The sequence below is a fragment of the Kitasatospora cheerisanensis KCTC 2395 genome (assembly GCF_000696185.1).
GTDB classification, from domain to species: Bacteria; Actinomycetota; Actinomycetes; order Streptomycetales; family Streptomycetaceae; genus Kitasatospora; species Kitasatospora cheerisanensis.
This window is the reverse complement of sequence record NZ_KK853997.1, coordinates 3,292,627-3,314,252: the sequence shown is the minus strand read 5'-3', so window position 1 is coordinate 3,314,252 and position 21,626 is coordinate 3,292,627. Positions and strand designations below refer to the sequence as shown.

Annotated in this window: 22 protein-coding genes; 9 read left to right on the top strand and 13 right to left on the bottom strand. The window is 73.2% G+C overall.

The window, feature by feature from the left end; translation table 11 throughout:
- Nucleotides 1-24: 24 nt before the first annotated feature.
- Nucleotides 25-1,302 carry a thymidine phosphorylase gene (locus KCH_RS14895; protein ID WP_035863350.1) on the top strand — a complete coding sequence of 426 codons (1,278 nt, stop codon included), beginning with the start codon at nt 25-27 and terminating at the stop codon, nt 1,300-1,302.
- A gap of 31 nt (nt 1,303-1,333) precedes the next feature.
- Here the strand turns inward: KCH_RS14895 and KCH_RS14890 are convergent, their stop codons facing one another.
- Both KCH_RS14890 and KCH_RS14885 read right to left on the bottom strand, forming a co-directional pair.
- Nucleotides 1,334-1,888, bottom strand: a complete 555-nt coding sequence (locus tag KCH_RS14890) for a Uma2 family endonuclease (protein WP_035863348.1) — start codon at nt 1,886-1,888, stop codon at nt 1,334-1,336.
- A complete protein-coding gene (locus tag KCH_RS14885) occupies nt 1,885-3,162 on the bottom strand; it encodes an MFS transporter (RefSeq protein ID WP_035863346.1) in 1,278 nt (425 codons plus the stop codon). Before KCH_RS14885 ends, KCH_RS14890 begins: the two co-directional genes overlap by 4 nt.
- A gap of 64 nt (nt 3,163-3,226) precedes the next feature.
- On the opposite strand from KCH_RS14885, the gene KCH_RS14880 reads away from it, so the two are divergent.
- The 3 genes from KCH_RS14880 (at nt 3,227) to KCH_RS14870 (ending at nt 6,372) form a co-directional block, all read left to right on the top strand.
- Nucleotides 3,227-4,183, top strand: a complete 957-nt coding sequence (locus KCH_RS14880; RefSeq protein ID WP_035863343.1) for a LysR family transcriptional regulator — start codon at nt 3,227-3,229, stop codon at nt 4,181-4,183.
- A gap of 342 nt (nt 4,184-4,525) precedes the next feature.
- Entirely contained in the window at nt 4,526-5,674 is a 1,149-nt protein-coding gene (locus tag KCH_RS14875) for an adenosine deaminase (RefSeq protein WP_035863340.1), read from the top strand.
- A gap of 209 nt (nt 5,675-5,883) precedes the next feature.
- Nucleotides 5,884-6,372, top strand: a complete 489-nt coding sequence (locus KCH_RS14870) for a hypothetical protein (protein WP_035863339.1) — start codon at nt 5,884-5,886, stop codon at nt 6,370-6,372.
- A 107-nt stretch (nt 6,373-6,479) separates the two neighbouring features.
- Here the strand turns inward: KCH_RS14870 and KCH_RS14865 are convergent, their stop codons facing one another.
- The gene (locus KCH_RS14865; protein ID WP_035872136.1) at nt 6,480-6,662 is read right to left on the bottom strand and encodes a PspC domain-containing protein; all 183 of its coding nucleotides are present in this window, start codon (nt 6,660-6,662) and stop codon (nt 6,480-6,482) included.
- A gap of 332 nt (nt 6,663-6,994) precedes the next feature.
- Between KCH_RS14865 and KCH_RS14860 the strand changes: the two genes are divergently transcribed.
- The 3 genes from KCH_RS14860 (at nt 6,995) to KCH_RS14850 (ending at nt 9,694) form a co-directional block, all read left to right on the top strand.
- Complete coding sequence (locus tag KCH_RS14860) at nt 6,995-7,783, top strand: hypothetical protein (RefSeq protein ID WP_157032062.1); 789 nt, start codon at nt 6,995-6,997, stop codon at nt 7,781-7,783.
- A gap of 149 nt (nt 7,784-7,932) precedes the next feature.
- The gene (locus KCH_RS14855; RefSeq protein WP_035863334.1) at nt 7,933-8,778 is read left to right on the top strand and encodes a hypothetical protein; all 846 of its coding nucleotides are present in this window, start codon (nt 7,933-7,935) and stop codon (nt 8,776-8,778) included.
- 127 nt (nt 8,779-8,905) lie between these two features.
- Nucleotides 8,906-9,694: a hypothetical protein gene (locus KCH_RS14850; RefSeq protein WP_035863332.1), complete on the top strand. Its 789-nt coding sequence runs from the start codon at nt 8,906-8,908 to the stop codon at nt 9,692-9,694.
- Here the strand turns inward: KCH_RS14850 and KCH_RS42510 are convergent.
- From KCH_RS42510 to KCH_RS14830, 4 genes are all read right to left on the bottom strand, one after another.
- Complete coding sequence (locus KCH_RS42510) at nt 9,679-10,203, bottom strand: VanZ family protein (RefSeq protein WP_167574059.1); 525 nt, start codon at nt 10,201-10,203, stop codon at nt 9,679-9,681. The genes KCH_RS14850 and KCH_RS42510 overlap by 16 nt on opposite strands.
- A 173-nt stretch (nt 10,204-10,376) precedes the next feature.
- A complete protein-coding gene (locus KCH_RS42505; RefSeq protein WP_051653090.1) occupies nt 10,377-10,703 on the bottom strand; it encodes a hypothetical protein in 327 nt (108 codons plus the stop codon).
- Nucleotides 10,700-12,208 (bottom strand): sensor histidine kinase, encoded by a 1,509-nt coding sequence (locus KCH_RS14835; RefSeq protein ID WP_035863330.1) that lies wholly within the window; start codon nt 12,206-12,208, stop codon nt 10,700-10,702. Before KCH_RS14835 ends, KCH_RS42505 begins: the two co-directional genes overlap by 4 nt.
- A gap of 28 nt (nt 12,209-12,236) precedes the next feature.
- Complete coding sequence (locus KCH_RS14830) at nt 12,237-12,914, bottom strand: response regulator transcription factor (protein ID WP_157032061.1); 678 nt, start codon at nt 12,912-12,914, stop codon at nt 12,237-12,239.
- A gap of 263 nt (nt 12,915-13,177) precedes the next feature.
- On the opposite strand from KCH_RS14830, the gene KCH_RS14825 reads away from it, so the two are divergent.
- Complete coding sequence (locus KCH_RS14825; RefSeq protein ID WP_157032060.1) at nt 13,178-14,011, top strand: SigE family RNA polymerase sigma factor; 834 nt, start codon at nt 13,178-13,180, stop codon at nt 14,009-14,011.
- Between the two features lie 219 nt (nt 14,012-14,230).
- On the opposite strand, the gene pth is transcribed toward KCH_RS14825, so the two are convergent.
- The 5 genes from pth to deoC all read right to left on the bottom strand — a co-directional run bounded on the left by pth (nt 14,231) and on the right by deoC (nt 19,055).
- Nucleotides 14,231-14,806, bottom strand: coding sequence for an aminoacyl-tRNA hydrolase (gene pth, locus KCH_RS14820; protein ID WP_035863323.1), 576 nt, complete (start codon nt 14,804-14,806; stop codon nt 14,231-14,233).
- Nucleotides 14,807-14,833: 27 nt separating this feature from the next.
- Nucleotides 14,834-15,469, bottom strand: coding sequence for an ATP-binding protein (locus KCH_RS14815; RefSeq protein WP_051653089.1), 636 nt, complete (start codon nt 15,467-15,469; stop codon nt 14,834-14,836).
- Nucleotides 15,470-15,659: 190 nt separating this feature from the next.
- On the bottom strand, nt 15,660-16,562 hold the full coding sequence (locus KCH_RS14810; protein WP_035863320.1) for an aldehyde dehydrogenase family protein: 903 nt from the start codon (nt 16,560-16,562) through the stop codon (nt 15,660-15,662).
- Entirely contained in the window at nt 16,555-18,063 is a 1,509-nt protein-coding gene (locus KCH_RS14805; protein WP_244305333.1) for an aldehyde dehydrogenase family protein, read from the bottom strand. Before KCH_RS14805 ends, KCH_RS14810 begins: the two co-directional genes overlap by 8 nt.
- 5 nt (nt 18,064-18,068) lie before the next feature.
- Complete coding sequence (gene deoC, locus KCH_RS14800; protein ID WP_084223624.1) at nt 18,069-19,055, bottom strand: deoxyribose-phosphate aldolase; 987 nt, start codon at nt 19,053-19,055, stop codon at nt 18,069-18,071.
- Between the two features lie 285 nt (nt 19,056-19,340).
- Here deoC and KCH_RS14795 point away from each other — a divergent pair, with 285 nt between their 5' ends.
- Nucleotides 19,341-19,874, top strand: a complete 534-nt coding sequence (locus KCH_RS14795) for a TetR/AcrR family transcriptional regulator (protein ID WP_244305332.1) — start codon at nt 19,341-19,343, stop codon at nt 19,872-19,874.
- A gap of 7 nt (nt 19,875-19,881) precedes the next feature.
- Here the strand turns inward: KCH_RS14795 and metG are convergent, their stop codons facing one another.
- The gene (gene metG, locus KCH_RS14790) at nt 19,882-21,591 is read right to left on the bottom strand and encodes a methionine--tRNA ligase (RefSeq protein ID WP_035863314.1); all 1,710 of its coding nucleotides are present in this window, start codon (nt 21,589-21,591) and stop codon (nt 19,882-19,884) included.
- Nucleotides 21,592-21,626: the final 35 nt, after the last annotated feature.

Sequence of the window (21,626 nt, the reverse complement as noted above, 5' to 3'; positions counted from 1 at the left end):
TTTCACACTCTCTGGAGCACCTGCATGGACGCCATCTCCGTCATCCGGGCCAAGCGCGACCGGGGCGAGCTGACCGACCCCCAGATCGACTGGGTGATCGACGCCTACACCCGCGGCGAGGTCGCCGACGAGCAGATGTCCGCCCTCGCCATGGCCATCCTGCTCAACGGCATGACGCCCCGTGAGATCAGCCGCTGGACCGACGCCATGATCCGCTCCGGCGAGCGCATGGACTTCTCCTCGCTCGGCGTCCCCACCGCCGACAAGCACTCCACCGGCGGCGTCGGCGACAAGATCACCCTCCCGCTCGCCCCGCTGGTCGCCGCCTGCGGCGCCGCCGTCCCGCAGCTCTCCGGCCGCGGCCTCGGCCACACCGGCGGCACCCTCGACAAGCTGGAGTCCATCCCCGGCTGGCGGGCCCTGCTCTCCAACGACGAGATGCTCGCCGTCCTGCGCGACTGCGGCGCCGTCATCTGCGCCGCCGGCGACGGCCTCGCCCCCGCCGACAAGAAGCTCTACGCCCTGCGCGACGTCACCGGCACCGTCGAGGCGATCCCGCTGATCGCCTCCTCGATCATGTCCAAGAAGATCGCCGAAGGCACCGGCGCCCTCGTCCTGGACGTCAAGGTCGGCTCCGGCGCGTTCATGAAGAACCTCGACGACGCCCGCGAACTCGCCCGCACCATGGTCGGGTTGGGCCGCTCCGCCGGCGTCGCCACGGTCGCCCTGCTCACCGACATGTCCACCCCGCTCGGCCTCACCGCCGGCAACGCGCTCGAAGTCCGCGAGTCGCTGGAGGTGCTGGCCGGCGGCGGCCCCGCCGACGTCGTCGAACTCACCCTCGCGCTCGCCCGCGAGATGCTCGCCGCCGCCGGCGTCCACGGCAAGGACCCGGCCGACGCGCTCCGCGACGGCTCCGCGATGGACCACTGGCGCCGCATGATCACCGCCCAGGGCGGCGACGCCGACGCGCCCCTGCCCGTCGCCCGCGAGACCCACGTCGTCCCCGCCCCCGCGACCGGCGTCCTCACCGCCCTCGACGCCTACGCCGTCGGCGTCGCCGCCTGGCGCCTCGGCGCCGGCCGCGCCCGCAAGGAGGACCCCGTCCAGGCCGGCGCCGGCGTCGAGCTCCACGCCAAGCCCGGCGACGCCGTCACCGCCGGCCAGCCCCTCCTCACCCTCCACACCGACACCCCCGAGCGCTTCCCCTACGCCCTCGAATCCCTCACCGACGCCATCACCGTCGCCCCGACGGGCACGCAGTTCACCCCGGCCCCGATCGTCCTCGACCGGATCGCCTGACGGGTCGTCACGGCGTCCTGCGCGCGCCCGGTCAGGTGTACGTGCGCAGGACGCCGGTGTCGAGGGTCCAGGGGCCGACGGTGATGACGTCCCCGAAGACGAAATCGGTGCGGCGGGCGTAGCCCGGCTCGTCGTGGATGATGCCGGTGCCCTTGCGGGGGTCCACCAGCAGGTAGAGCGGGATGCCCATGGCGGCGTAGTCGGCGACCTTGGCCCGGTAGTCGTTCTCGGGATCGGACGCCGAGACGATCTCGACGACCATCAGCACCTGGTGGGGCAGCAGCGCGGGCTTCTCCGTATCCAGAGCCGCTTCCGGGAACACCATCAGGTCAGGGTTCCGAAGCCGGCCCAGCCCCGGGTCCTCCAGATCCGCCCCGCCATGGGCGAGGTGGCCCGGGTGGGTCCGGGGAAGCTGCTCGTTGAGCTGCTGAGCAAGGCGAACGACCGCGAGTTCGTGCCGCTTCACCGGCGACAACATCACGATGATCTGGCCGTCCGCGATCTCGACCTTCCCCATCCCCGGCACCTGCGGCAGCTGATCGGCGATCTCGCGGAGCCTGGCGAACGCGGCAGGGTCGACGCTCATGCCCGGAGTGTATCGACGGCCACCGCCCGGCGGGCCGCGGTGGCGCGGTGGGTGGCGTAGAGGGTGACGCCGGCCGCGCAGGCCATGGCGGTGAGGGCGACGGCGGCGGTGCCGGACCAGCCGGTGGAGTGGTAGGCGTCGGCGCCGATCGTGCCGCCGAGGCTGTTGCCGAGGTAGTAGGCGATCAGGTACAGCGCGGAGGCCTGGGCGCGGCCCGTGGTGGCGGTGCGGCCCACCGCGGAGGACGCGGTGGCGTGGCCCGCGAAGAAGCCGGCGGTGATCAGGACCAGGCCCAGGATCGCGCAGAACAGGGAGCCGGCCAGCGAGAGCAGCAGACCCGCCGTGGTGGTGGTGATCGCCAGGTAGAGGGTGCCGCGGCGGCCCCAGCGCGCCGTCAGCCGGCCCGCGGAGGCGGAGGACGCCGTGCCGACCAGGTACACCACGAAGATCGACGCGGCGACCGACTCCGGCAGGTGGAAGGGCGCCGCGACCAGCCGGTACCCCACGGTGTTGTAGACCGCACCGAACACCGCCATGAACAGCATGCCGAGCGCGTACAGCCGCAGCAGCAGCGGGTTGCGCAGGTGCCCGGCGACGGTCGCGGCCAGCGCCCGCGCGTCCACCGGCGCCCGCCGGAAGTGCCGGGCCCGGGGGATCAGCAGCCGGAACGCGAGGACGGCGAGCAGTGCGAGCGCCGCCGAGACGGCCAGGCCCCAGCGCCAGCCCCATGCGGCCGCGGCCCAGCCGGAGACCAGGCGTCCGCCCATCCCGCCGATCGAGTTGCCGGCCACGTACAGGCCCATCGCGGAGGCCAGCGCCGCCGGGTGCACCTCCTCGGCGAGGTAGGCCATCGCGGTGGCCGGGAGCCCGGCGAGGGCCGCGCCCTGGACGGCCCGCAGCACCACCAGCGTGGTCAGGTCGGGGGCGAACGGCAGCGCGAGGGCGAGCACCGCGGCGGCGAGCGTGGAGGCCGTCATCACGGCGGTGCGCCCGTAGCGGTCGGACAGCGCGCTGGCGGGCAGCAGGGCGAGCGCGAGGCCGAGCGTGGACGCGGAGGCCGTCCAGCTGGCCTGACCGGGCGTCAGGTCGAGGTCGGCGGAGAGCACCGGCAGCAGGCCCTGGGTGGAGTACAGCAGGACGAAGGTGGCGACGCCCGCCGCGAACAGGGCGAGGTTGGCGCGGCGGAAGTCCCGGCTGCCCGGGCGCAGGCGCAGGTCGGAAACGGAAACGGATTCGGGAGCGGGCGCGAACGCCTCGGTACTGGCGGGCTGCATGACGTCGACGCTATGACCGCGCCGGTTCATGCGTCCAATGCATGAATGAGCCATTATTCATGCCATGACGCATGAGAGCAGCTCCGCGCCGGTCCGCCTCGCGGAGCTCGGTCCGGACACCGATGTGACGCGCCTCGCACCGCAGTTGGCCGAGTTCGCGGCCGTCGCCCGGCTGGAGCACGTCACCCGGGCCGCGCAACTGCTCGGCATGCCGCAGCCCACGCTCTCGCGCGCGGTCGCCCGACTGGAGACCGAACTCGGCGTCGACCTGCTCGCCCGGCAGGGCCGCACCGTCCGCCTCACCCGGGCCGGCCGGCTGCTGCTGGACGCCGTCGAACGGGCCCTCGCCGAGGTCGAACGCGGCGCGGAGGCCGCCAGGGCGGAGGCCGATCCGGCCGCCGGCCGGGTCGCGTTCGGCTTCCTCCACACCATGGGGACGGACGCGGTGCCCGCCCTGCTCCGCGGCTTCCGGGCCGGGCACCCGCAGGTGCGGTTCCAGCTGGTGCAGGACTACGTCGCCGCGATGCTCGAACGCCTGCGGGCCGGGGAACTCGACCTCTGCCTGGTCTCCCCGCTCCCGGACGCGCCCGACCTGACGGCCCGTCCGCTCGACGAGCAGCGGCTCTACCTGACCGTCCCCGCGGACCACCGGCTGGCCGGCCGCCGCCGCATCCGCCTCGCCGAGGTCGCGAACGAGACCTGGGTGACGGTCGAGGAGGGCTACGGGCTGCGCCACATCATGGAGGGCTTCTGCGCCGAGGCCGGCTTCACCCCGCGCATCGCCTTCGAGGGCGAGGAGGTCGAGACCCTCCGCGGCCTCGTCGCCGCCGGCCTCGGCGTCGCCCTCCTGCCCCCGTCCCTGGTTCCCCGCCCCGGCGTCGTCGAACTCGAAGTCACCGCCCCCCGCACCCGCCGGGCCATCGGCCTCGCCTGGCACACCACCCGCCCCCTCACCCCGCCGGCAGCAGCCTTCCGCGACTTCGTCCTGTCCCGCCGCGGCAGCATCCTGGACCACGACTGAACGCCCGCCGCGCAGAGGGTGCGGGGTCCGCTCCGGGGGGCTCGATCGGGCCGGGGCTTCGTTGCGCGAAGTGCGGCAGCGTGGTGGGCGCGGGAGGTGAGGGGTTCTGCTCCGTGGCGGGGAGTTGGGGGCTCGGCCGGGCTGGGCTTCGTTGCGCAGCGCGGCAGCGTCCTGGCTGGACGGCTGCTCCGTGGAGGGGCCGGGGGTCAGGGTCCGTGCGGTGGGCTTCGGTGGCGCGGGAGCAGGTCGAAGTGCAGCGTTCCGCTGCGCGGCAGCGAACGGGTGGCTGCTGTGCGGCGGGGTCGGTAGGTGATCTACGCGCGTAGGCGCTATGCTCCGGCAATGGAGAAGCAGATCCCTGGCTACGCGGGCACCACGGCCCCGCGCGTTCCCGCGTCGGAGCAGATCGTCCGGGCGCCGAAGGTGCTGCTGCACGACCACCTGGACGGTGGGCTGCGGCCGGAGACGATCGTCGAACTGGCTGCCGAGTGCGGCTACCGGAACCTGCCGAGCACGGACCCGAAGGCGCTCGGGGAGTGGTTCCGGGAGGCGGCGGACTCCGGGTCGCTGGAGCGGTACCTGGAGACGTTCGCGCACACCTGCGCGGTGATGCAGACCCGGGCCGCGCTGGTCCGGGTCGCCGCGGACTGTGCGGAGGACCTCGCGGCGGACGGCGTCGTGTACGCCGAGGTGCGGTACGCGCCGGAGCAGCACCTGGAGGGCGGGCTGAGCCTCGACGAGGTGGTGGAGGCCGTCAACGAGGGCTTCCGGCTGGGCGAGGCGAACGCCCGGGCGCGCGGGCACCGGATCCGGGTCGGGACGCTGCTGACCGCGATGCGGCACGCGGCGCGCTCGCAGGAGATCGCCGAGCTGGCGAACCGTCACCGGGACCGCGGCGTGGTCGGGTTCGACATCGCGGGCGCCGAGGCCGGCCACCCGCCGACCCGGCACCAGGCCGCGTTCGACTACCTCAAGGGCGAGAACAACCACTTCACGATCCACGCCGGCGAGGCGTTCGGCCTGCCGTCGATCTGGGAGGCGCTGCAGTGCTGCGGCGCTGACCGGCTCGGCCACGGCGTGCGGATCGTGGACGACATCACGGTCGGCGAGGACGGCCGGGTGGAGCTCGGGCGGCTGGCCGCGTACGTGCGCGACAAGCGGGTGCCGCTGGAGATGTGCCCGACCTCGAACCTGCAGACCGGGGCCGCGGCCTCGTACGCCGAGCACCCGGTCGGGCTGCTCGCGCGGCTGAAGTTCCGGGTCACCGTCAACACCGACAACCGGCTGATGAGCGGCACCAGCATGAGCCGCGAGTTCGGGCACCTGGTGGAGGCGTTCGGCTACACGCTGGGCGACCTGGAGTGGTTCACCGTCAACGCGATGAAGTCGGCGTTCCTGCCGTTCGACGAGCGGCTGGCGATGATCAACGACGTGATCAAGCCGGGCTACGCGGAGCTCAAGGCCGAGTGGCTGTTCGGTCCGCGCGCCTGACGTCCGGTCGGTGACGGCGTCCCCCCGAGTGGTCAACGTCCATGGAGATGGTCGGACTTATCACTCGGGGGAGTGGTCGGATTTTGAACGGTGAGCAGCCTTCTCACTACGGTGAGCCGGTCACTGCTGACTCGGTGTGACGGCCGTGCCCTGAATTCCCCGGGCGCCCGCTTCCCGCACCGACCCCGACCAGGACTGAGGACGCACACATGAAGCAGGCCACTCTGAAGGCCGCCGGCACCGCCGTGCTCGGCGTCGTCGCCGCCGCTGTCGCCGCGGGCACCGCCTCGGCCGCGCCGGTCGCCCCCGGCGGCCTCGGACTGCCGACCGGCGCGCTCACCAACCCGGGCGTGACCGGTGCCGCCACCGGTGCCGTGAGCAAGCTGCCCGGCGCCGACCAGCTCGGCACCGTGACCGGCGCGCTCAACCCGGCCGCGGGCAACGCCGCCCCGGGCGCCGCCTCGGCCGCCTCCGAGCAGGCCCAGCCGGTCGCCGAGCACGTCGGCCCGGGCGGGGTCGACCCGAAGGCCGTGCCCGCGGCCGAGGCGGCCCCCCGGGTGGGCGGCCTGGACGCCATCCCCGGCGGCCAGGGCCTGGCCAAGACCCCGGTCGGCAGCGTGGTCGGCACCCTGAGCGGCCTGACCCCGACCGGTGGCGGCGCCCCCGGCCTGCCGGGCCTGCCCGGCCTGGGCGGCTGACGCCGCGTCAAGGCGCGCAGCAGCAGAGCCCGAAGGGGCCGTCCCGCACTGCGGGACGGCCCCTTCGGCATGGTCCGGCCGGGTTCGGTCGCTCCGGGCGGGGCGGGTCACGGCTCCTGCGGGAGCAGCAGCCACAGGGCCAGGTAGATCAGGAACTGCGGGCCGGGCAGCAGGCAGGACACCAGGAAGATGGTCCGGACCGTCCACGGGGTGAACCCGAAACGCTGGGCGATGCCGGCGCAGACGCCGCCGATGATGCGGTGGTGACGGGGACGGGCGAGGACGCTCATCTTCTCCTCCGAGGAGTGCTGCCGGTTCGGGCGGTCCGACCGGGCTGACTCCATCCTCCCGCCGCGACCTGCGGTTTTCCGTCCACCGTGGTGCCGATTCGGACCCGGAGGCCCTCCCCGTGCGGGTGGACACCGGCCTCGGGGTCCACTCCGGGGCGGACCCCGAGATTGGCTGCCGGACCGTTGGGTAACGGTGCTTGTTCGAACCGCCGGTAACGCTGGTGCCCGGCCGGGGCGGGCTGGGAGACTCGCGCGACCGGAAATCGTCGGAGAACGACCGGAAACGTCGGAGAACGACCGGATCACCGGCGGACGAGCGAGGGGGACGGGCGATGCGGGCGAGACAGTGGCCGGCCACGACGGCGCTGGTGGGGCTGGTCGTGCTGGGGATGGCCGGGGTGGTGTCGGTGGCGGCCTGCGACCCGCACCCAGGCGCCGACCCGGAGGCCGCCGCGGGGGCCGGCAGCGGGCTGGAGAACCTGACGCCGGATCAGATCGTGGCGAAGTCGCGGGAGGCGGACGCGGGCCTGACCTCGCTCCGCGGGACGGTCCGGCTGGAGCAGGAGTCGGGGACGCTCGAGTACGCGCTCTCGGTGGACCGGAACGGCGCCTGCTCGGGGACGGTGTCCCAGGGCGGCGTCGACGCGGAGGTGCGGCGGCAGGGCGGCACGGTGTGGGTGAAGCCGCCCGCCGCGATGCTGCGGGCCATGGTGCCGGACGCCGGCCCCGAGCTGGCCGACAAGTGGCTGACCAACGCCGGCCTGCTCGGCGGGCTGTACGCCGGGTACTGCGACGCGGTGCTCAGGTTCGCGACCGACGGCGGGCCGCTGAAGCCGGCCGACGCGGTGGAGTGGAGCCGCACCGCGGTCCGGCCGGTGGGCGGTACCCGGGCGGTGATCCTCGGCTTCCACCCGGGCGGGGGCGCCGGGCAGGGCGGGCCGGGGACGGTGGCGATCGCCGCCGACGGCCCGCCGTACCTGCTGTCGGTGGACCAGGGCGGGAAGAACGCCCTGGCGATGCGGTTCGACGCCTTCGGCGAGCCGGTGGCGGTCACCCCGCCGCCCGCCGACCAGGTGGTGGACGCGGGCGGCTACCGGATCACCCTCGGCATCCAGCGCTGACCGGGCGTCAGCGGCCGCGGGGTCTCTCCCGTTTCGGGCAAAGCCGGGCAAAGTCGGGGTGAAGGACAAACCGACTGGTGTTCGAGGGCGAAGCAGTGCCACACTCGCGCGATTCGATCTTTCGTCACCGAACCAAGGGGACTCTTCCCGTGCGCGTGAACCGGCTGCCCGCCGCCCTCGTCCTGACCGTGCTCGCCGCGGCGGGCCTGACCGCCTGCGGGGCGGAGGACGGTCCGGACCCCGCGGCGGGCAACGGGCTGGCCGCCCTCACGTCGACCGAGATCATCGCCAAGGCTCGGGTGGCCGGGGAGGACGCGAGCTCCGTGCGGATGCGCTACCGGCTGGCGACCGAGAGCATCAACGCCGCCGCCGCGGTCGCCGTCGACCGCAGCGGCCACTGCGCCGTGGACGTGACCGGCTCCGATCCGATCCTGGACGGCGGCCGGAGCCCGGTCACCGGAGTGCACCTGCTGGTCGACGGCCAGGGGACCTGGGTGAAGATGGACACCGTCTTCGGCGGGGACTCCCCGAGCGACCGCTGGACGACCGGCGTCGACAGCGCGAAGGACCTCATCGAGTACTGCGACATGGGCTTCCGGACGATGAGTCAGCTCGACCGGATGACGGCGGGCGGGCGGTCCGGCGAGTGGGTCAAGGAGGGCACCACCCTGGTCGGCGGGGTGCCCGCGGTGGTCCTGCGCAACCGGACCGGCGACCCCGCCGAGGAGCTGGCGCTCGACTACGACGCGAGCGACGCGATGCGGATCGCGGTCGCCGCCGAGGGCGAGCCGTACCTGCTGCGGGTGCAGTTCGGTGGTGGCGGCAGCAGCGGCTCGATGCTGCTGCGCGACTTCGGCGCGCCGGTGACGGTCACCCCGCCGCCCGCCGACCAGGTGGTCCACCTCGACGAGAAGGAATCCGGGAAGACCGGGGGGACGGCCGACGGCGAGGCCGGCCGCGGGGACGAGGACGAGGAAGAGTCGGCGGACTTCTGACGGGCCGTCGGGTATGGGCGGATGTAAAGGCTGGTTAAAGGAAGAGGAGGCGGTGCGGGGTGCTGTCACCCCGGACTGCCAGACTCGCGCATCCGATCGTCATATGAGCGAACAAGGAACGTTTCTGATGCGTGCGAACCGCCTGCTGGCCGCGACCGTGCTGTCCTCCCTGGCCCTGGCCGGGCTGACGGCCTGTGGTCCGGACAGCGGCACCGGCAAGTCCACCGCGCCCGCCGCCCCCGCGGCGTCGGCCTCGAAGCCCGCCGCGGCGGGCGGTTCGCTGGAGAGCCTGCCGGTGGACGAGATCTTCAAGCGGGCGCAGGCCGTCGGCAGCAAGGTGACCGCCGTCAAGCTGGCCTTCACGCTGAAGGCCGACGACGGCACCATGAGCGGCGAGGTCGCCGAGGACGGCACCGGCAACTGCGCCGGCACCGTCACGCTGGCGGGCCAGGGCAAGGTCGAACTGCTGCGCAAGGGCACCACGGTGTGGCTGAAGCCGGACGCCACGTTCCTGAACTCCGTCGCCCCGGGCAAGGGCGCGGCCCTGAGCGGCAAGTACCTGAGCGCCCAGGCCGACGCGGTCCGCGCCAAGGAGCTGACCGCGTTCTGCGACCTCGGCCTGCAGACCCTGAAGAACATCGGCGTCGAGGAGGACGGCAGCGCCACCCCGATGACCGGCACCAAGGCCGGCACCAAGCAGGTCGGCGACACCAAGGCCGTGATCATCACCGACAAGGACGGCGGCACCTCCGCCGAGCTCGCCATCGCCGCCGAGGGCCAGCCCTACCTGCTGTCGCTGGTCACCACCGGCACCGACGAGGGCAACATGACCTTCAGCGACTTCGACAAGCCCGTCACGGTCACCGCGCCGCCCGCCTCGCAGGTCGTCGACGGCAGCGCCTACCTGAAGGGCTGAACCTGACGCCCGCTCAGGGCGCGGGCCGGGACGGGGCGCGGACGCGCCTCCTCCCGGCCCTCCGCCGCACCGGGCCGCGGGCCCGGCTGCGGCCGCGACGCGGCCGGGCGGCGCACCGCGAAGGCCCGCAGCACGGGCATCAGCAGCAGGTGGGCGAGGGCCGCGCCGAGCGTGCCGAGCAGGATGTCGTCGACGTTCAGCACGTGCCCGGGCGCCCAGCCCTCGACGATCTCCAGGCCGGTGCCGAGCAGCGCCACCGCGCCGGTGGTGCGCAGGAAGGACAGCACCCAGGCCCGGTGCGGGGTGCCGACGGCCAGCGGCAGCAGCACGCCGACCGGGGCCAGCGGGAGCAGGCCGGACACCACCCGGCGGACGGCGGCGAAGCCGCCGGCCGCCATCGCCTCGTGCACCGAGGCGAACGGCGTCAGGTTGGGCGGACCGGTCCAGGGCGCCGTGACCGGGCGGAGCGCCAGCCATCCGAGCACCAGCAGGTGGAGGGAGAGCAGCACCCGGGCCGCCGGCCGCAGCCGGTACGGTGCCGCCGGACCGGCGGCCCGCTCGGCCGTCGGCTCCCCGTTCGGGTGATCGGATCGCGCAGTGGTGTGCACATTCCGGGGGACGCGACCGGTAGCGGACCGGTTCCCGCGCGCCGGTGCGGCGCGGAGCACACCGGCGGCGGGAGTCAGGGGCAGTGGCTCGCGGACGGGGCGCCGAACACCCCGCCGGGCGCCGAGGCCGTCGGCGACGGCACCGCCGTGACGGCGGCCGCCGCGGCCGGGCTCGCGCTCGGACCCGCCGAGGGCCGGCCGGTCGGCGCCGGCGTGGCCACCGGGACGGACGTGGCGGCGGCGGGCGCGACCGGCATCAGCACCGACGCCGGGCAGGCGGTGCGGCTGGCGGGCGCCCCCGCGTCCACCGGCACGGCGGTCGGGCGGATGCCGCAGCCGGTGAGCAGGACCGTCGAACCGGCCAGCAGGAGGACGGCGCCGAGGCGGCGACGGGCGGTCATCGGGCCTCCTCCGGGCCGGCGGCGGGCGGCTGGGTGAGCGGCAGGGTCAGGGTGAACACGGCGCCGCCCTCCGGGTGGTTGGCGGCCGTGATGGCGCCGCCGTGGATGCGGGCGTTGGCCTCGGCGATGGACAGGCCCAGGCCGGAGCCCTCGGACCGGGCCCGGCCCTTGTCGGCCTTGTAGAAGCGGTCGAACACGTGCGGCAGCACGTCCTCCGGGATGCCGGGGCCGCCGTCGGAGACCGACACCACCACGGTGCGGGCGTCGTCGTCCTGACGGACCTTCACCTTCACCGGCGAGCCGCCGTGCTTGAGCGCGTTGCCGATCAGGTTGGCGAACACCACGTCCAGCCGGCGCGGGTCGACGACCGCCAGGATGCCGCGCGGGGCGTCCAGTTCGACCGCGTCGTACCAGGCCCGGCCGTCGATGCAGGACATGATCAGGTCCGCCATGTCGACCTCGTCGGCGACCAGCTTGGCGGTGCCCGCGTCGAACCGGGTCACCTCCATCAGGTTCTCCACCAGGTCGGACAGCCGGCGGGTCTCCGAGACCACGATCCGCACCGCCGGCTCGATCATCGGATCGAGCGAGTCGGCCTCGTCCTCCAGGATGTCGGTGACGGCGGTCATCGCGGTCAGCGGGGTGCGCAGCTCGTGCGACATGTCGGCGACGAACCGCCGGGACTGCGCCTCGCGCGCGCTCAGCTCCGCCACCTGGTCCGACAGCGACTCCGCGGTGCGGTTGAACGTCCGTGCCAGGTCGGCGAGTTCGTCGTTGCCCTCGACGTCCAGCCGGGTGTCCAGCTTGCCCTCGCCGAGCCGGCGGGCGGCGTCGCCCAGCCGGCGCACCGGCCGCAGCACCGTCGCCGACGCGGCCTGCGCCAGCAGCGCCGAGCCGACCAGCGCCAGCAGCGTGGCGATCGCCAGCGACCAGCCGAGGGTGTTCAGGTCGGCGCGCTCGTTCTGCAGCGACTTGAACATGTAGGCGGTCGGCCCGTCCGGCACCACCTTCGTCCCGCCGACCACGTACGGCCCGGCCAGGTTCACCCGCTGCCAGTACAGGTGGTACGCGTACGGGTTGCCCGGGCCGGTCTCGCGCGGCTTGTTGACCGCGGTGACCAGCGCCGGCGGCACCTGCTTGACGGTGAACGCGATCGGGTCGGACGAGGCGACGCAGCCCGGCAGCGACTCGTCGACCACCACCACGTCGTACGCCAGGCCGGAGCTCGCCACCTTCACCGCCAGCGCGGCCAGGTCCTGGCAGCCGGGGTGCAGCGGGAGCTCCGAGACGTTGCGGGTCAGCGAGCCCCGGAAGTCGTTCAGCGAGGCGTTCTGGGCGCGCTTGAGGACCGCGTCGCGGTTCAGCCAGTAGGCGATCCCGGAGGCGGACACCGCGGTGACCAGCGCGACCGCGGCGAACACCGCGATCAGCCGGACCCGCAGGGAACTGAGCCGCCGCCGAGACGCCGAACGGACCCGGCGCGGCGCGGACTGATGCTCTGTCAAAAAGGGCTCACCAGGCAGAAGGGAGACGTCACGCGGGCGGGTCCAGACGGTAGCCCACCCCGCGCACGGTACGGATCAGCGTCGGCGCGGACGGCACGTCCTCGACCTTCGCCCGCAGCCGCTGCACGCACGCGTCCACCAGGCGGGAGTCGCCCAGGTAGTCGTGCTCCCACACCAGCCGCAGCAGCTGCTGGCGGGACAGCGCCTGCCCGGGGCGGCGGCTCAGCTCCAGCAGCAGCCGCAGCTCGGTCGGGGTCAGCTGGAGGTCCTGGCCGTCCTTGGTCACGGTCATCGCCGAACGGTCGATCACCAGGCCGCCGTACGCGGCCGAGTCCGAACTCTCCCGCTCACCGCGCCGCAGCACGGCGCGGATCCGGGCGTCCAGCACCCGCGGCTGCACCGGCTTCACCACGTAGTCGTCGGCGCCGGACTCCAGGCCGACCACCACGTCGATGTCGTCGGAGCGCGCCGTCAGCAGGATGATCGGCAGCTGGTCGGTGCGCCGGATCCGCCGGCACACCTCGAAGCCGTCGATGCCCGGCAGCATCACGTCGAGCACGATCAGATCGGGACGCTGCTCCTTGAACAGGCGCAGACCGTCCTCGCCGGACGCGGCGGAGGCGACCCGGTGACCCTGGCGGGTGAGGGCGAGTTCGAGGCCGGTGCGAATGGCGTCGTCGTCCTCGATCAGAAGCAGGAAAGACACGGAGGTCATTGTGACCCACCCGGACCCCGGAAGCACCCACCCGGGTGATCCTCGGCCACCCGGGAACCGGACCGGCCCGCTCCGGCGTCTGCCGACACGGAGCCGGCGACTGCCCCCCGACCGGGCGCCCTTGTGACAGCCCTGTGACAGTCGACAGACACCGCCATGACGAGCGACCGGCAGGATTTTCCTTGTCGCCGCAGCCGGGCCCGCCCCGGAGCGGCGGAGCAAGGAACCGCTCGTACCGACCATGGGGGTGCCCGATGACCGCAACGCTGACGACCCGAAACGCCGGGCCGCGTGCAGCCGTGCTGGGCACCAACCGGCCGCGTCACGAGGAGGAGAACACCGGCGCCGTACTCGTACGGGGGTGCGCGCACAGCGCCGGAACCCGCCGCCCGGTTGTGGGGACCAGGGGCGGGGACACCACCCACGGCAGGACGGCCGGCGCCAATCCCGGCAGCCCCGCCGCGGGACGGATGCTGCGGCTCGCGCCGCAGACCTTCCGAGGGGAACAGGCCGAACAGGGAGGCGCGCAGGGGGAGCTCCCGGCCGCCGCGAAGGACGAGGCACGCGACATCGCCGAGTTCACCGCGTACGTCCGCGAGCGCCGCGCCTCCCTGTACGCCACCGCCTATCACCTGACCGGCGACCGCTACGAGGCCGAGGACCTGCTGCAGTCCGCGCTGTTCTCGACCTACCGCGCCTGGGGCCGGATCACCGACAAGGCCGCGGTCGGCGGCTACCTCCGCCGCACCATGACCAACCTGCACATCTCCGCCTGGCGCCGCCGCAAGGTCAACGAGTACCCGACCGAGGAACTCCCCGAGCACGCCGGCGACACCGACGCGATGGGCGGCACCGAGCTGCGCACCGTGCTCTGGCAGGCGCTCGCCAAGCTGCCCGAGAACCAGCGCACCATGCTCGTGCTGCGCTACTACGAGGGCCGCACCGACCCGGAGATCGCCGACATCCTCGGCATCAGCGTCGGCACCGTGAAGAGCTCCATCTGGCGCGCGCTGCGCCGGATGCGCGAGGACGAGCAGCTCAACCGCTCCGGCGACACCGTGCACGCCTTCGGCGAGCTGGTCGCCTGAGCACACAGGACTCCCGTCGGGGGGACGGGTGGTGGGGAAGGTGAAGGGCATCGGCGGACCGCTCGGGGGAGCGGGCCGCCGGGGGCTGTCCGGCACCGCAGGCGCAGGCGGGTCCCGGTGCGGGGGAGAAAGCACCGGGGCCCGCCTCCGTCCTTTCCGGCCCGTACGGGCGGCGGAGCCGGGTGAAGACCGCGGTTGACGCCCCGGGTTGACGGCGGGTCAGCGTGCGTCGGCGGTGTGCAGCACGTCCTGGGCGCGGTTCGGTCCGCGTCGCACCAGGGTCTCCACGGCGTCCGCGCAGCGGTCCAGCAGCTCCGGCATCCGCTCCCGCTCCTCGGCGGAGAACTCCTGCACCACCCAGTGGTCGACCCGGGTGCCCTTCGGCGGCCGGCCCACGCCCACCCGCAGCCGCGCGTAGTCGGCCGTGCCCAGCGCCTTGTGCACCGACCGGGCGCCGTGGTGGCCGCCCGGGCCGCCGCCGCGCTTCAACCGGGCCGCGCCGAACGGGAAGTCCAGGTCGTCCTGGACCACCACCAGCCGCTCCACCGGCACCCCGTGACGGCGCAGCAGCGCCGCGACCGGGCGCCCCGACAGGTTGATCGACCACAGCGGCTCGGCCAGCAGCACCGTCCGGCCGTCCAGTTCGAACGAGGCGGTCCGGGTGGTCAGCCCGCGCCAGCGGGCGCCGTGCCGCTCGGCCAGCCGGTCCGCGACCAGGAAGCCCGCGTTGTGCCGGGTTCCCGCGTACCGGCGGGTCGGATTGCCCAGCCCCGCCACCAGCCAGCGCTCACCCACGGCCGTTCCCCCTCGCTCCGGCGTCCGTCAGACCAGTTCGGCGGGCAGCTGCCGGGCCACCGAGGCGATCCGCCGGCCCGCCTCGACCCCGGAGCAGGCGTACGAGCCCAGTTCGACCTGCCGGGCGACGATGCCGCGCTCGGCGCGCATCAGCCGCAAGCCGCGGCGCAGCAGGTACGGGATCGACTTGCGGCCCTCCCGGACGTCCCGGCGGAAGCGCCGCCAGGCCGTGGTGGACGGCTTGTTGCGCAGGCACAGCGCGTCGCCGAGCAGGCCCTCCGCCTCGCAGCGGCGCACCAGTTCGGCCGCGAAGATGCCCTCCGCGACGAACGCCGCCGCGCCGTCCAGGACGAGCCCGTGGCTGCCGGAGCGGCCGTTCGCCGGGATCGAGTACACCGGCACCTCGGCCCGCCCCTCGAACGCCAGCGTGCGGATCGCCGCCAGCGCCTGCTCGCCGTGCCAGGAGTCCGGCGAGTCCCAGTCCGGGCCGCCGCCGTCCGGCAGTTGCGGCAGCGTCGGGTCGTCGCCGTCCTTGTAGAAGTCGTCGAGCTGCAGCACCGGCAGGCCGCTGCGCTCGGCCAGCGAGGACTTCCCCGACCCCGAGGGGCCCGACAGCAGGATGACGCGGGATATCGGTCGGCGGTTCAGCGGGGAGTCACTCACGAGATACCAGTCTGAGGCATCCGACGGGCTGCTCGTAACCCGCCGGTCGGCCCCTTTCGGGAGCCGGAGGGCATGAGGACGGGCCCGCACCAGGGGGGAGAAGTGCGGGCCCGTCGCGGCCGCCCGGGCCCCGGGGGGGGTAGGGGCGCTGAGGACGGCCGGTCTGTGTGGAGTTGGCCGGTCGGGCGGGCTAGATGCCCATCGGGTGCCAGACCGTCTTGGTCTCCAGGAAGGAGAGCAGTCGCCGGGTGCCGGGAGCAGCCGTCCAGTCCTCGGCGGACGGGTCGGCGGCCGGCCGGACCACTCGCTTCAATGTATCCGCCGCCGACGCCTCCAGGGCCGCCGCCGCGCCGGGGCCGTCCCGGTCGATCGCACCGGCCAGGTCGAGCGCGTTGACGTCCTGGTGGGAGGCCAGCGTCGGGGCGATGTCGGCCGTCCGGCCGGAGATCAGGTTGACCACGCCGCCCGGCACGTCCGAGGTGGCGAGCACCTCGCCCAGCGACAGCGCCGGCAGCGGGGCCCGCTCGGCGAGCGCCACCACGACCGTGTTGCCGGTGGCGATCGCCGGGGCGACCACCGACACCAGGCCCAGCAGCGAGAAGCCGTGGCCGGCCTGCGGGGCGACCACGCCGACCACGCCGGTCGGCTCCGGGGTGGACAGGTTGAAGAACGGCCCCGCCACCGGGTTGGCGCCGCCCGCGACCTGCGCGACCTTGTCGGTCCAGCCCGCGTACCAGACCCAGCGGTCGATCGCCGCGTCCACCAGCGTCGCCGCCTTCTTGGCGCCCAGCCCCTCGGCCGCGGCCACCTCGGCCACGAACTGCTCACGGCGGCCCTGCAGCATCTCGGCCACCCGGTACAGCACCTGCCCGCGGTTGTACGCGGTCGTGCCCGACCAGCCCTTCACCGCCGCGCGGGCTGCCAGCACCGCGTCCCGGGTGTCCTTGCGGGTCCCCAGCGGGGCGTTGGCCAGCCACTGGCCCTTCGGGTCCTGCACCTCGTACACCCGCCCGCTCTCCGAGCGCGGGAACTTCCCGCCGACGTACAGCTTGTAGGTCTTGAAGATGTCCAGTCGGACAGTCTGCTCAGACATCGAGGGCCTCGACATTCAGGTAGGGCTCCAGACCGTGGCGGCCGCCCTCGCGGCCGTAACCGGACTCCTTGTACCCGCCGAACGGCGAGGTCGGGTCGAACTTGTTGAAGGTGTTCGCCCACACCACGCCCGCCCGGAGCCGGTTCGCCATCCACAGGATGCGCGAGCCCTTCTCCGTCCAGATGCCCGCGGACAGTCCGTACGGGGTGTTGTTGGCCTTCTCCACCGCCTCGGCGGGGGTGCGGAAGGTCAGCACCGACAGCACCGGCCCGAAGATCTCCTCGCGGGCGATCCGGTGCGCCTGCGAGACGCCGGTGAACAGCGTCGGACGGAACCAGTAGCCCGCGCCCGGCAGTTCGCACTCCGGCGCCCAGCGCTCGGCGCCCTCCTGCTCGCCCGCCGCGGCCAGCTCGGTGATCCGGGCCAGCTGCGCGGCCGAGTTGATCGCGCCGATGTCGGTGTTCTTGTCCAGCGGGTCGCCGACCCGCAGGGTGCCCATCCGGCGCTTCAGCGCGTCCAGCAGCTCGTCCTGCACCGACTCCTGCACCAGCAGGCGGCTGCCCGCGCAGCACACGTGGCCCTGGTTGAAGAAGATGCCGTTGACGATGCCCTCGACGGCCTGGTCCAGCGGCGCGTCGTCGAACACGATGTTCGCGGCCTTGCCGCCCAGCTCCAGGCTCAGCTTCTTGCGGGTGCCGGCCAGCTGCTTGGCAATCGACCGGCCCACCGGGGTGGAGCCGGTGAAGGCGACCTTGTTCACGTCCGGGTGCGCGGTCAGCGCCGCGCCGGTCCGGCCGTCACCGGTGACGATGTTCACCACGCCGTCCGGCAGACCCGCCTGGCGGCAGATCTCGGCGAACCGCAGAGCCGTCAGCGGCGTGGTCTCGGCCGGCTTCAGCACCACCGTGTTGCCGGTGGCCAGCGCCGGGGCGACCTTCCACGCCAGCATCAGCAGCGGGAAGTTCCACGGGATCACCTGCGCGGCGACACCCAGCGGACGCGGGTTCGGCCCGAAACCGGCGAAGTCGAGCTTGTCGGCCCAGCCCGCGTAGTAGAAGAAGTGCGCGGCGACCAGCGGCAGGTCGACGTCACGGGTCTCCCGGATCGGCTTGCCGTTGTCGATCGACTCCAGCACCGCCAGCTCGCGGCTGCGCTCCTGCACGATCCGGGCGATCCGGAACAGGTACTTGGCGCGCTCGCTGCCCGGCAGCGACGACCAGTCGGCGAACGCCTTCCGCGCGGCCTGCACCGCCCGGTCCACGTCCTCCTCGGTGCCCTGCGCGAACTCCGCCAGCACCTGCTCGGTCGCCGGGTTGACGGTCTTCAGCGCCTCCGAACCGGAGGAGTCGACGAACCGGCCGCCGATGAAGTGGCCGTAGGACGTCGCGATCTCGCCCGCGGCGGCCGGGGACTCCGGAGCCGGGGCGTACTCGAACAGGCCGGAGGCCTTCGCGGGCTGCACGGGCTGCTCGGCCTCGGTCTTCTTGTTGGTCTTCGCCATCGTGGTCAGTCCACCGTCACGTAGTCGGGACCGGAGTACCGGCCGGTGCGGAGCTTCTGGCGCTGCATCAGCAGGTCGTTCAGCAGGCTGGACGCCCCGAACCGGAACCAGTGCGGGCTCAGCCAGTCGTCGCCCAGCGTCTCGTTCACCATCACCAGGTACTTCATCGCGTCCTTGGTGGTGCGGATGCCGCCGGCCGGCTTCACCCCGACCTGGGTGCCGGTCGCCGCGCGGAAGTCCCGCACCGCCTCCAGCATCAGCAGCGTCACCGGGGGAGTCGCGTTCACCGCGACCTTGCCGGTGGACGTCTTGATGAAGTCCGCACCCGCGATCATCGTCAGCCAGGACGCCCGGCGGACGTTGTCGTACGTCTGCAGCTCACCCGTCTCGAAGATCACCTTCAGGTGGGCGGCGCTGCCGTCCGGGCGCCTGCACGCCTCCTTGACGGCGCGGATCTCCTCGAAGACCTCCAGGTACCGGCCGGACAGGAACGCGCCCCGGTCGATCACCATGTCGATCTCGTCGGCGCCCGCGGCCACCGCCTCCGCGGTGTCCGCCAGCTTCACCGGCATGCCGGCCCGGCCGGACGGGAACGCGGTGGCCACCGACGCCACCTGGATCCCGCTGCCGCGCAACGCGTCCTTCGCGGTGGCGACCATGTCCGGGTAGACGCAGATCGCCGCGACCTGCGGGGCGGTGCGGTCGCTGGGATCCGGGCTCAGGCCCTTCGCGCACAGCGAGCGGACCTTGCCGACCGTGTCCGCGCCCTCCAGGGTGGTCAGGTCGATCATCGAGATGGCGAGATCGATGGCGAAGGCCTTGGCGGTGGTCTTGATCGACCGCGTACCGAGAGTCGCTGCGCGCGACTCCAGGCCCACCTGGTCGACCCCGGGCAGGCCGTGCAGGAAGCGGCGCAAGGTGGCCTCGGACGCCGCGACGTCCGCGAGGCCGCCGCCCGTGGCGCCGGGGGCGTTGGCTGCAAGAGTGGACATAGTCACCAGACCAGCATATCTACGCGCGTAGGCGAATGATAGGCGGGGGGAGAACATTCAGGGGCCCGGGGAACGGCGGCGCCGTGTCTGCGGATGGTCGGAGACAGCGGTTGGTCGTGGCTGCGGCGGGCCTTACGGCGGGGAGCCGAAACGGCGGAACGCCCAGCGCCCTGTTGAACGCCAGCAGACATGGCCTCGCCGTTCCCCGAGCCCCTGGTGGTGCACCATGGCTGCGTGAGTGAAAAGGCGAGGGGGCGGCGGCCCGGGGGTGGGGATACGCGGGGGGTGGTGCTGGTCGCGGCGCGGGCCGAATTCGCGGCGCGCGGCTACCAGAAGGCCAGCATGCGGGCGATCGCCCGGGCGGCGGGGGTGGACGCGGCGCTGCTGCACCACTATTTCGGCAGCAAGGACCGCCTGTTCATGGCCGCGCTGGAGTTCCCGTTCGAGCCGCGGGCGGTGGTCGAGGACGTGTTCGGGGGCGACCCGGCGACGGTCGGGGAGCGGGTGGCGGCGTTCGTGGTGGGGCTGTGGGAGCAGCCCGCGGTGCGCGAGCGGCTGCTGGCGCTGGTGCGGACGGCCGCGGCGAGCGAGGAGGTCGCGGCGCTGATGCGGTCGTTCATGGTGACCGAGCTGGTCGACCGGGTGGCGGCCCGGCTGGACGTGGAGCAGCCGGAGTTGCGGGTGGAGCTGGTGATGTCGCAGGTCGTGGGCCTGGCGATGGCCCGCTACGTGATCGCGGTGGAGCCGCTCGCCTCGGCACCCCCGGAGGTGCTGGTCCCGTTGCTGGGCCGCACCGTCCAGGGGTACCTGGCGGGCTGACGGGGGGTCAGGCCTCGCCGCCGCCGAAGCGCTCGGTCCAGGCGGCCAGGTCCTCGTCGGTGATCTTGGCGAAGAGCACCGGCGGCACGGTGAAGCCGGTGCCGGCCGGGACGAGGGAGAGCGCGCGGGCCTCGTCGGCGGTGATCCAGGTGCGGGTGTCGCCGTCCAGCGCGAAGGACTCGCGGATGGTGCGGGCCGAGGTCGGGATGAACGGCTCGGAGACCACCGAGTACAGGTGGATCAGGTTGATCGCGGTGCGCAGGGTGCGGGCCGCGGCCTCCGGGTCGGTCTTGATCTGCGTCCAGGGCGCGGTGACGTCGAGGTAGGAGTTGCCGGCCGACCAGAGCGCGCGCAGCGCCTGCGCGGCCTTGCGGAAGTTGAGCGCGTCGAGCTGGGTCTCGTACTCGGCGAGGAGTTCGGCGATCTGCGCGCCGAGGGCCGTCTCGGTCTCGCTGTTCTCGGCGCCGGCCGGGACCTCGTCGCCGAAGCGCTTGCGGCTGAAGGAGAGGACGCGGTTGACGAAGTTGCCGAGGGTGTCGGCGAGGTCCTTGTTGACGGTGGCCGCGAACAGGTCCCAGGTGAAGCTGGAGTCGTCGGACTCGGGGGCGTTCGCCATCAGGTAGTAGCGCCAGTAGTCGGCGGGCAGCAGTTCGAGGGCGACGTCGGTGAAGATGCCGAGCTTCTGGCTGGTGGAGAACTTGCCGCCGTAGTACGTCAGCCAGTTGAAGGCCTTGACGTAGTCGACCTTCTTCCAGGGCTGGCGCGAGCCGAGGATGGTGGCGGGGAACATCACCGTGTGGAACGGGACGTTGTCCTTGGCCATGAACTCGGTGTAGCGGACGGTGTCGTCGGCCTCGTACCACCAGGAGCGCCAGTCGCCGCCGGTCGCGTCGGCCCACTCCTTGGTGGCGCCGATGTACTCGATCGGGGCGTCGAACCAGACGTAGAAGACCTTGCCCTCGGCGGCCAGTTCGGGCCAGACGTCGGCCGGGACGGGGACGCCCCATTCGAGGTCGCGGGTGATGGCGCGGTCCTGGAGGCCCTCGGTGAGCCACTTGCGGGCGATCGAGGAGGCCAGCACCGGCCAGCTGTCGCCGTGCTCGGCGATCCAGGCCTCGACCTCGTCGGTCAGCTTCGACTGGAGCAGGAACAGGTGCTTGGTCTCCCGGACCTCCAGCTCGGAGCTGCCGCTGATCGCGGAGCGCGGCTCGAGCAGGTCGGTCGGGTCGAGCACGCGGGTGCAGCTCTCGCACTGGTCGCCGCGGGCCTTGTCGTAGCCGCAGTGCGGGCAGGTGCCGACGATGTAGCGGTCGGGCAGGAAGCGGTTGTCGGCGATCGAGTAGACCTGGCGGATCGCCCGCTCCTCGATGAAGCCGTTGGCGTGCAGCTCGCGGGCGATCTCCTGGGTGATCTCCCGGTTCTGCGGCGAGGAGGAGCGGCCGAACCAGTCGAAGGACAGCTGGAAGCCGTCGTAGATGGCCTTCTGCTGGTCGTGCGCGCGGGCGCAGAACTCGGCGACCGGCAGCCCGGCCTCCTGGGCGGCCAGTTCGGCCGGCGTGCCGTGCTCGTCGGTGGCGCAGATGTACAGCACCTCGTGGCCGCGCTGGCGCAGGTAACGGGAGTACACGTCCGCCGGGAGCATCGACCCGACCATGTTGCCCAGGTGCTTGATCCCGTTGATGTAGGGAAGCGCGCTGGTGATCAACTGCCGAGTCATCCTGAGGAACTCCGATGCTCTCCGGCGGGCACGCG

What these genes read in the sequence shown, in the direction of transcription:
- KCH_RS14895 (WP_035863350.1), top strand. Translation starts at nt 25, where the DNA reads ATGGACGCCATCTCCGTCATCCGGGCCAAGCGCGACCGGGGCGAGCTG.
- KCH_RS14890 (WP_035863348.1), bottom strand. Translation starts at nt 1,888, where the DNA reads ATGAGCGTCGACCCTGCCGCGTTCGCCAGGCTCCGCGAGATCGCCGAT.
- KCH_RS14885 (WP_035863346.1), bottom strand. Translation starts at nt 3,162, where the DNA reads ATGCAGCCCGCCAGTACCGAGGCGTTCGCGCCCGCTCCCGAATCCGTT.
- KCH_RS14880 (WP_035863343.1), top strand. Translation starts at nt 3,227, where the DNA reads ATGACGCATGAGAGCAGCTCCGCGCCGGTCCGCCTCGCGGAGCTCGGT.
- KCH_RS14875 (WP_035863340.1), top strand. Translation starts at nt 4,526, where the DNA reads ATGGAGAAGCAGATCCCTGGCTACGCGGGCACCACGGCCCCGCGCGTT.
- KCH_RS14870 (WP_035863339.1), top strand. Translation starts at nt 5,884, where the DNA reads ATGAAGCAGGCCACTCTGAAGGCCGCCGGCACCGCCGTGCTCGGCGTC.
- KCH_RS14865 (WP_035872136.1), bottom strand. Translation starts at nt 6,662, where the DNA reads ATGAGCGTCCTCGCCCGTCCCCGTCACCACCGCATCATCGGCGGCGTC.
- KCH_RS14860 (WP_157032062.1), top strand. Translation starts at nt 6,995, where the DNA reads ATGCGGGCGAGACAGTGGCCGGCCACGACGGCGCTGGTGGGGCTGGTC.
- KCH_RS14850 (WP_035863332.1), top strand. Translation starts at nt 8,906, where the DNA reads ATGCGTGCGAACCGCCTGCTGGCCGCGACCGTGCTGTCCTCCCTGGCC.
- KCH_RS42505 (WP_051653090.1), bottom strand. Translation starts at nt 10,703, where the DNA reads ATGACCGCCCGTCGCCGCCTCGGCGCCGTCCTCCTGCTGGCCGGTTCG.
- KCH_RS14825 (WP_157032060.1), top strand. Translation starts at nt 13,178, where the DNA reads ATGACCGCAACGCTGACGACCCGAAACGCCGGGCCGCGTGCAGCCGTG.
- KCH_RS14810 (WP_035863320.1), bottom strand. Translation starts at nt 16,562, where the DNA reads ATGTCTGAGCAGACTGTCCGACTGGACATCTTCAAGACCTACAAGCTG.
- KCH_RS14805 (WP_244305333.1), bottom strand. Translation starts at nt 18,063, where the DNA reads ATGGCGAAGACCAACAAGAAGACCGAGGCCGAGCAGCCCGTGCAGCCC.
- deoC (WP_084223624.1), bottom strand. Translation starts at nt 19,055, where the DNA reads ATGTCCACTCTTGCAGCCAACGCCCCCGGCGCCACGGGCGGCGGCCTC.
- metG (WP_035863314.1), bottom strand. Translation starts at nt 21,591, where the DNA reads ATGACTCGGCAGTTGATCACCAGCGCGCTTCCCTACATCAACGGGATC.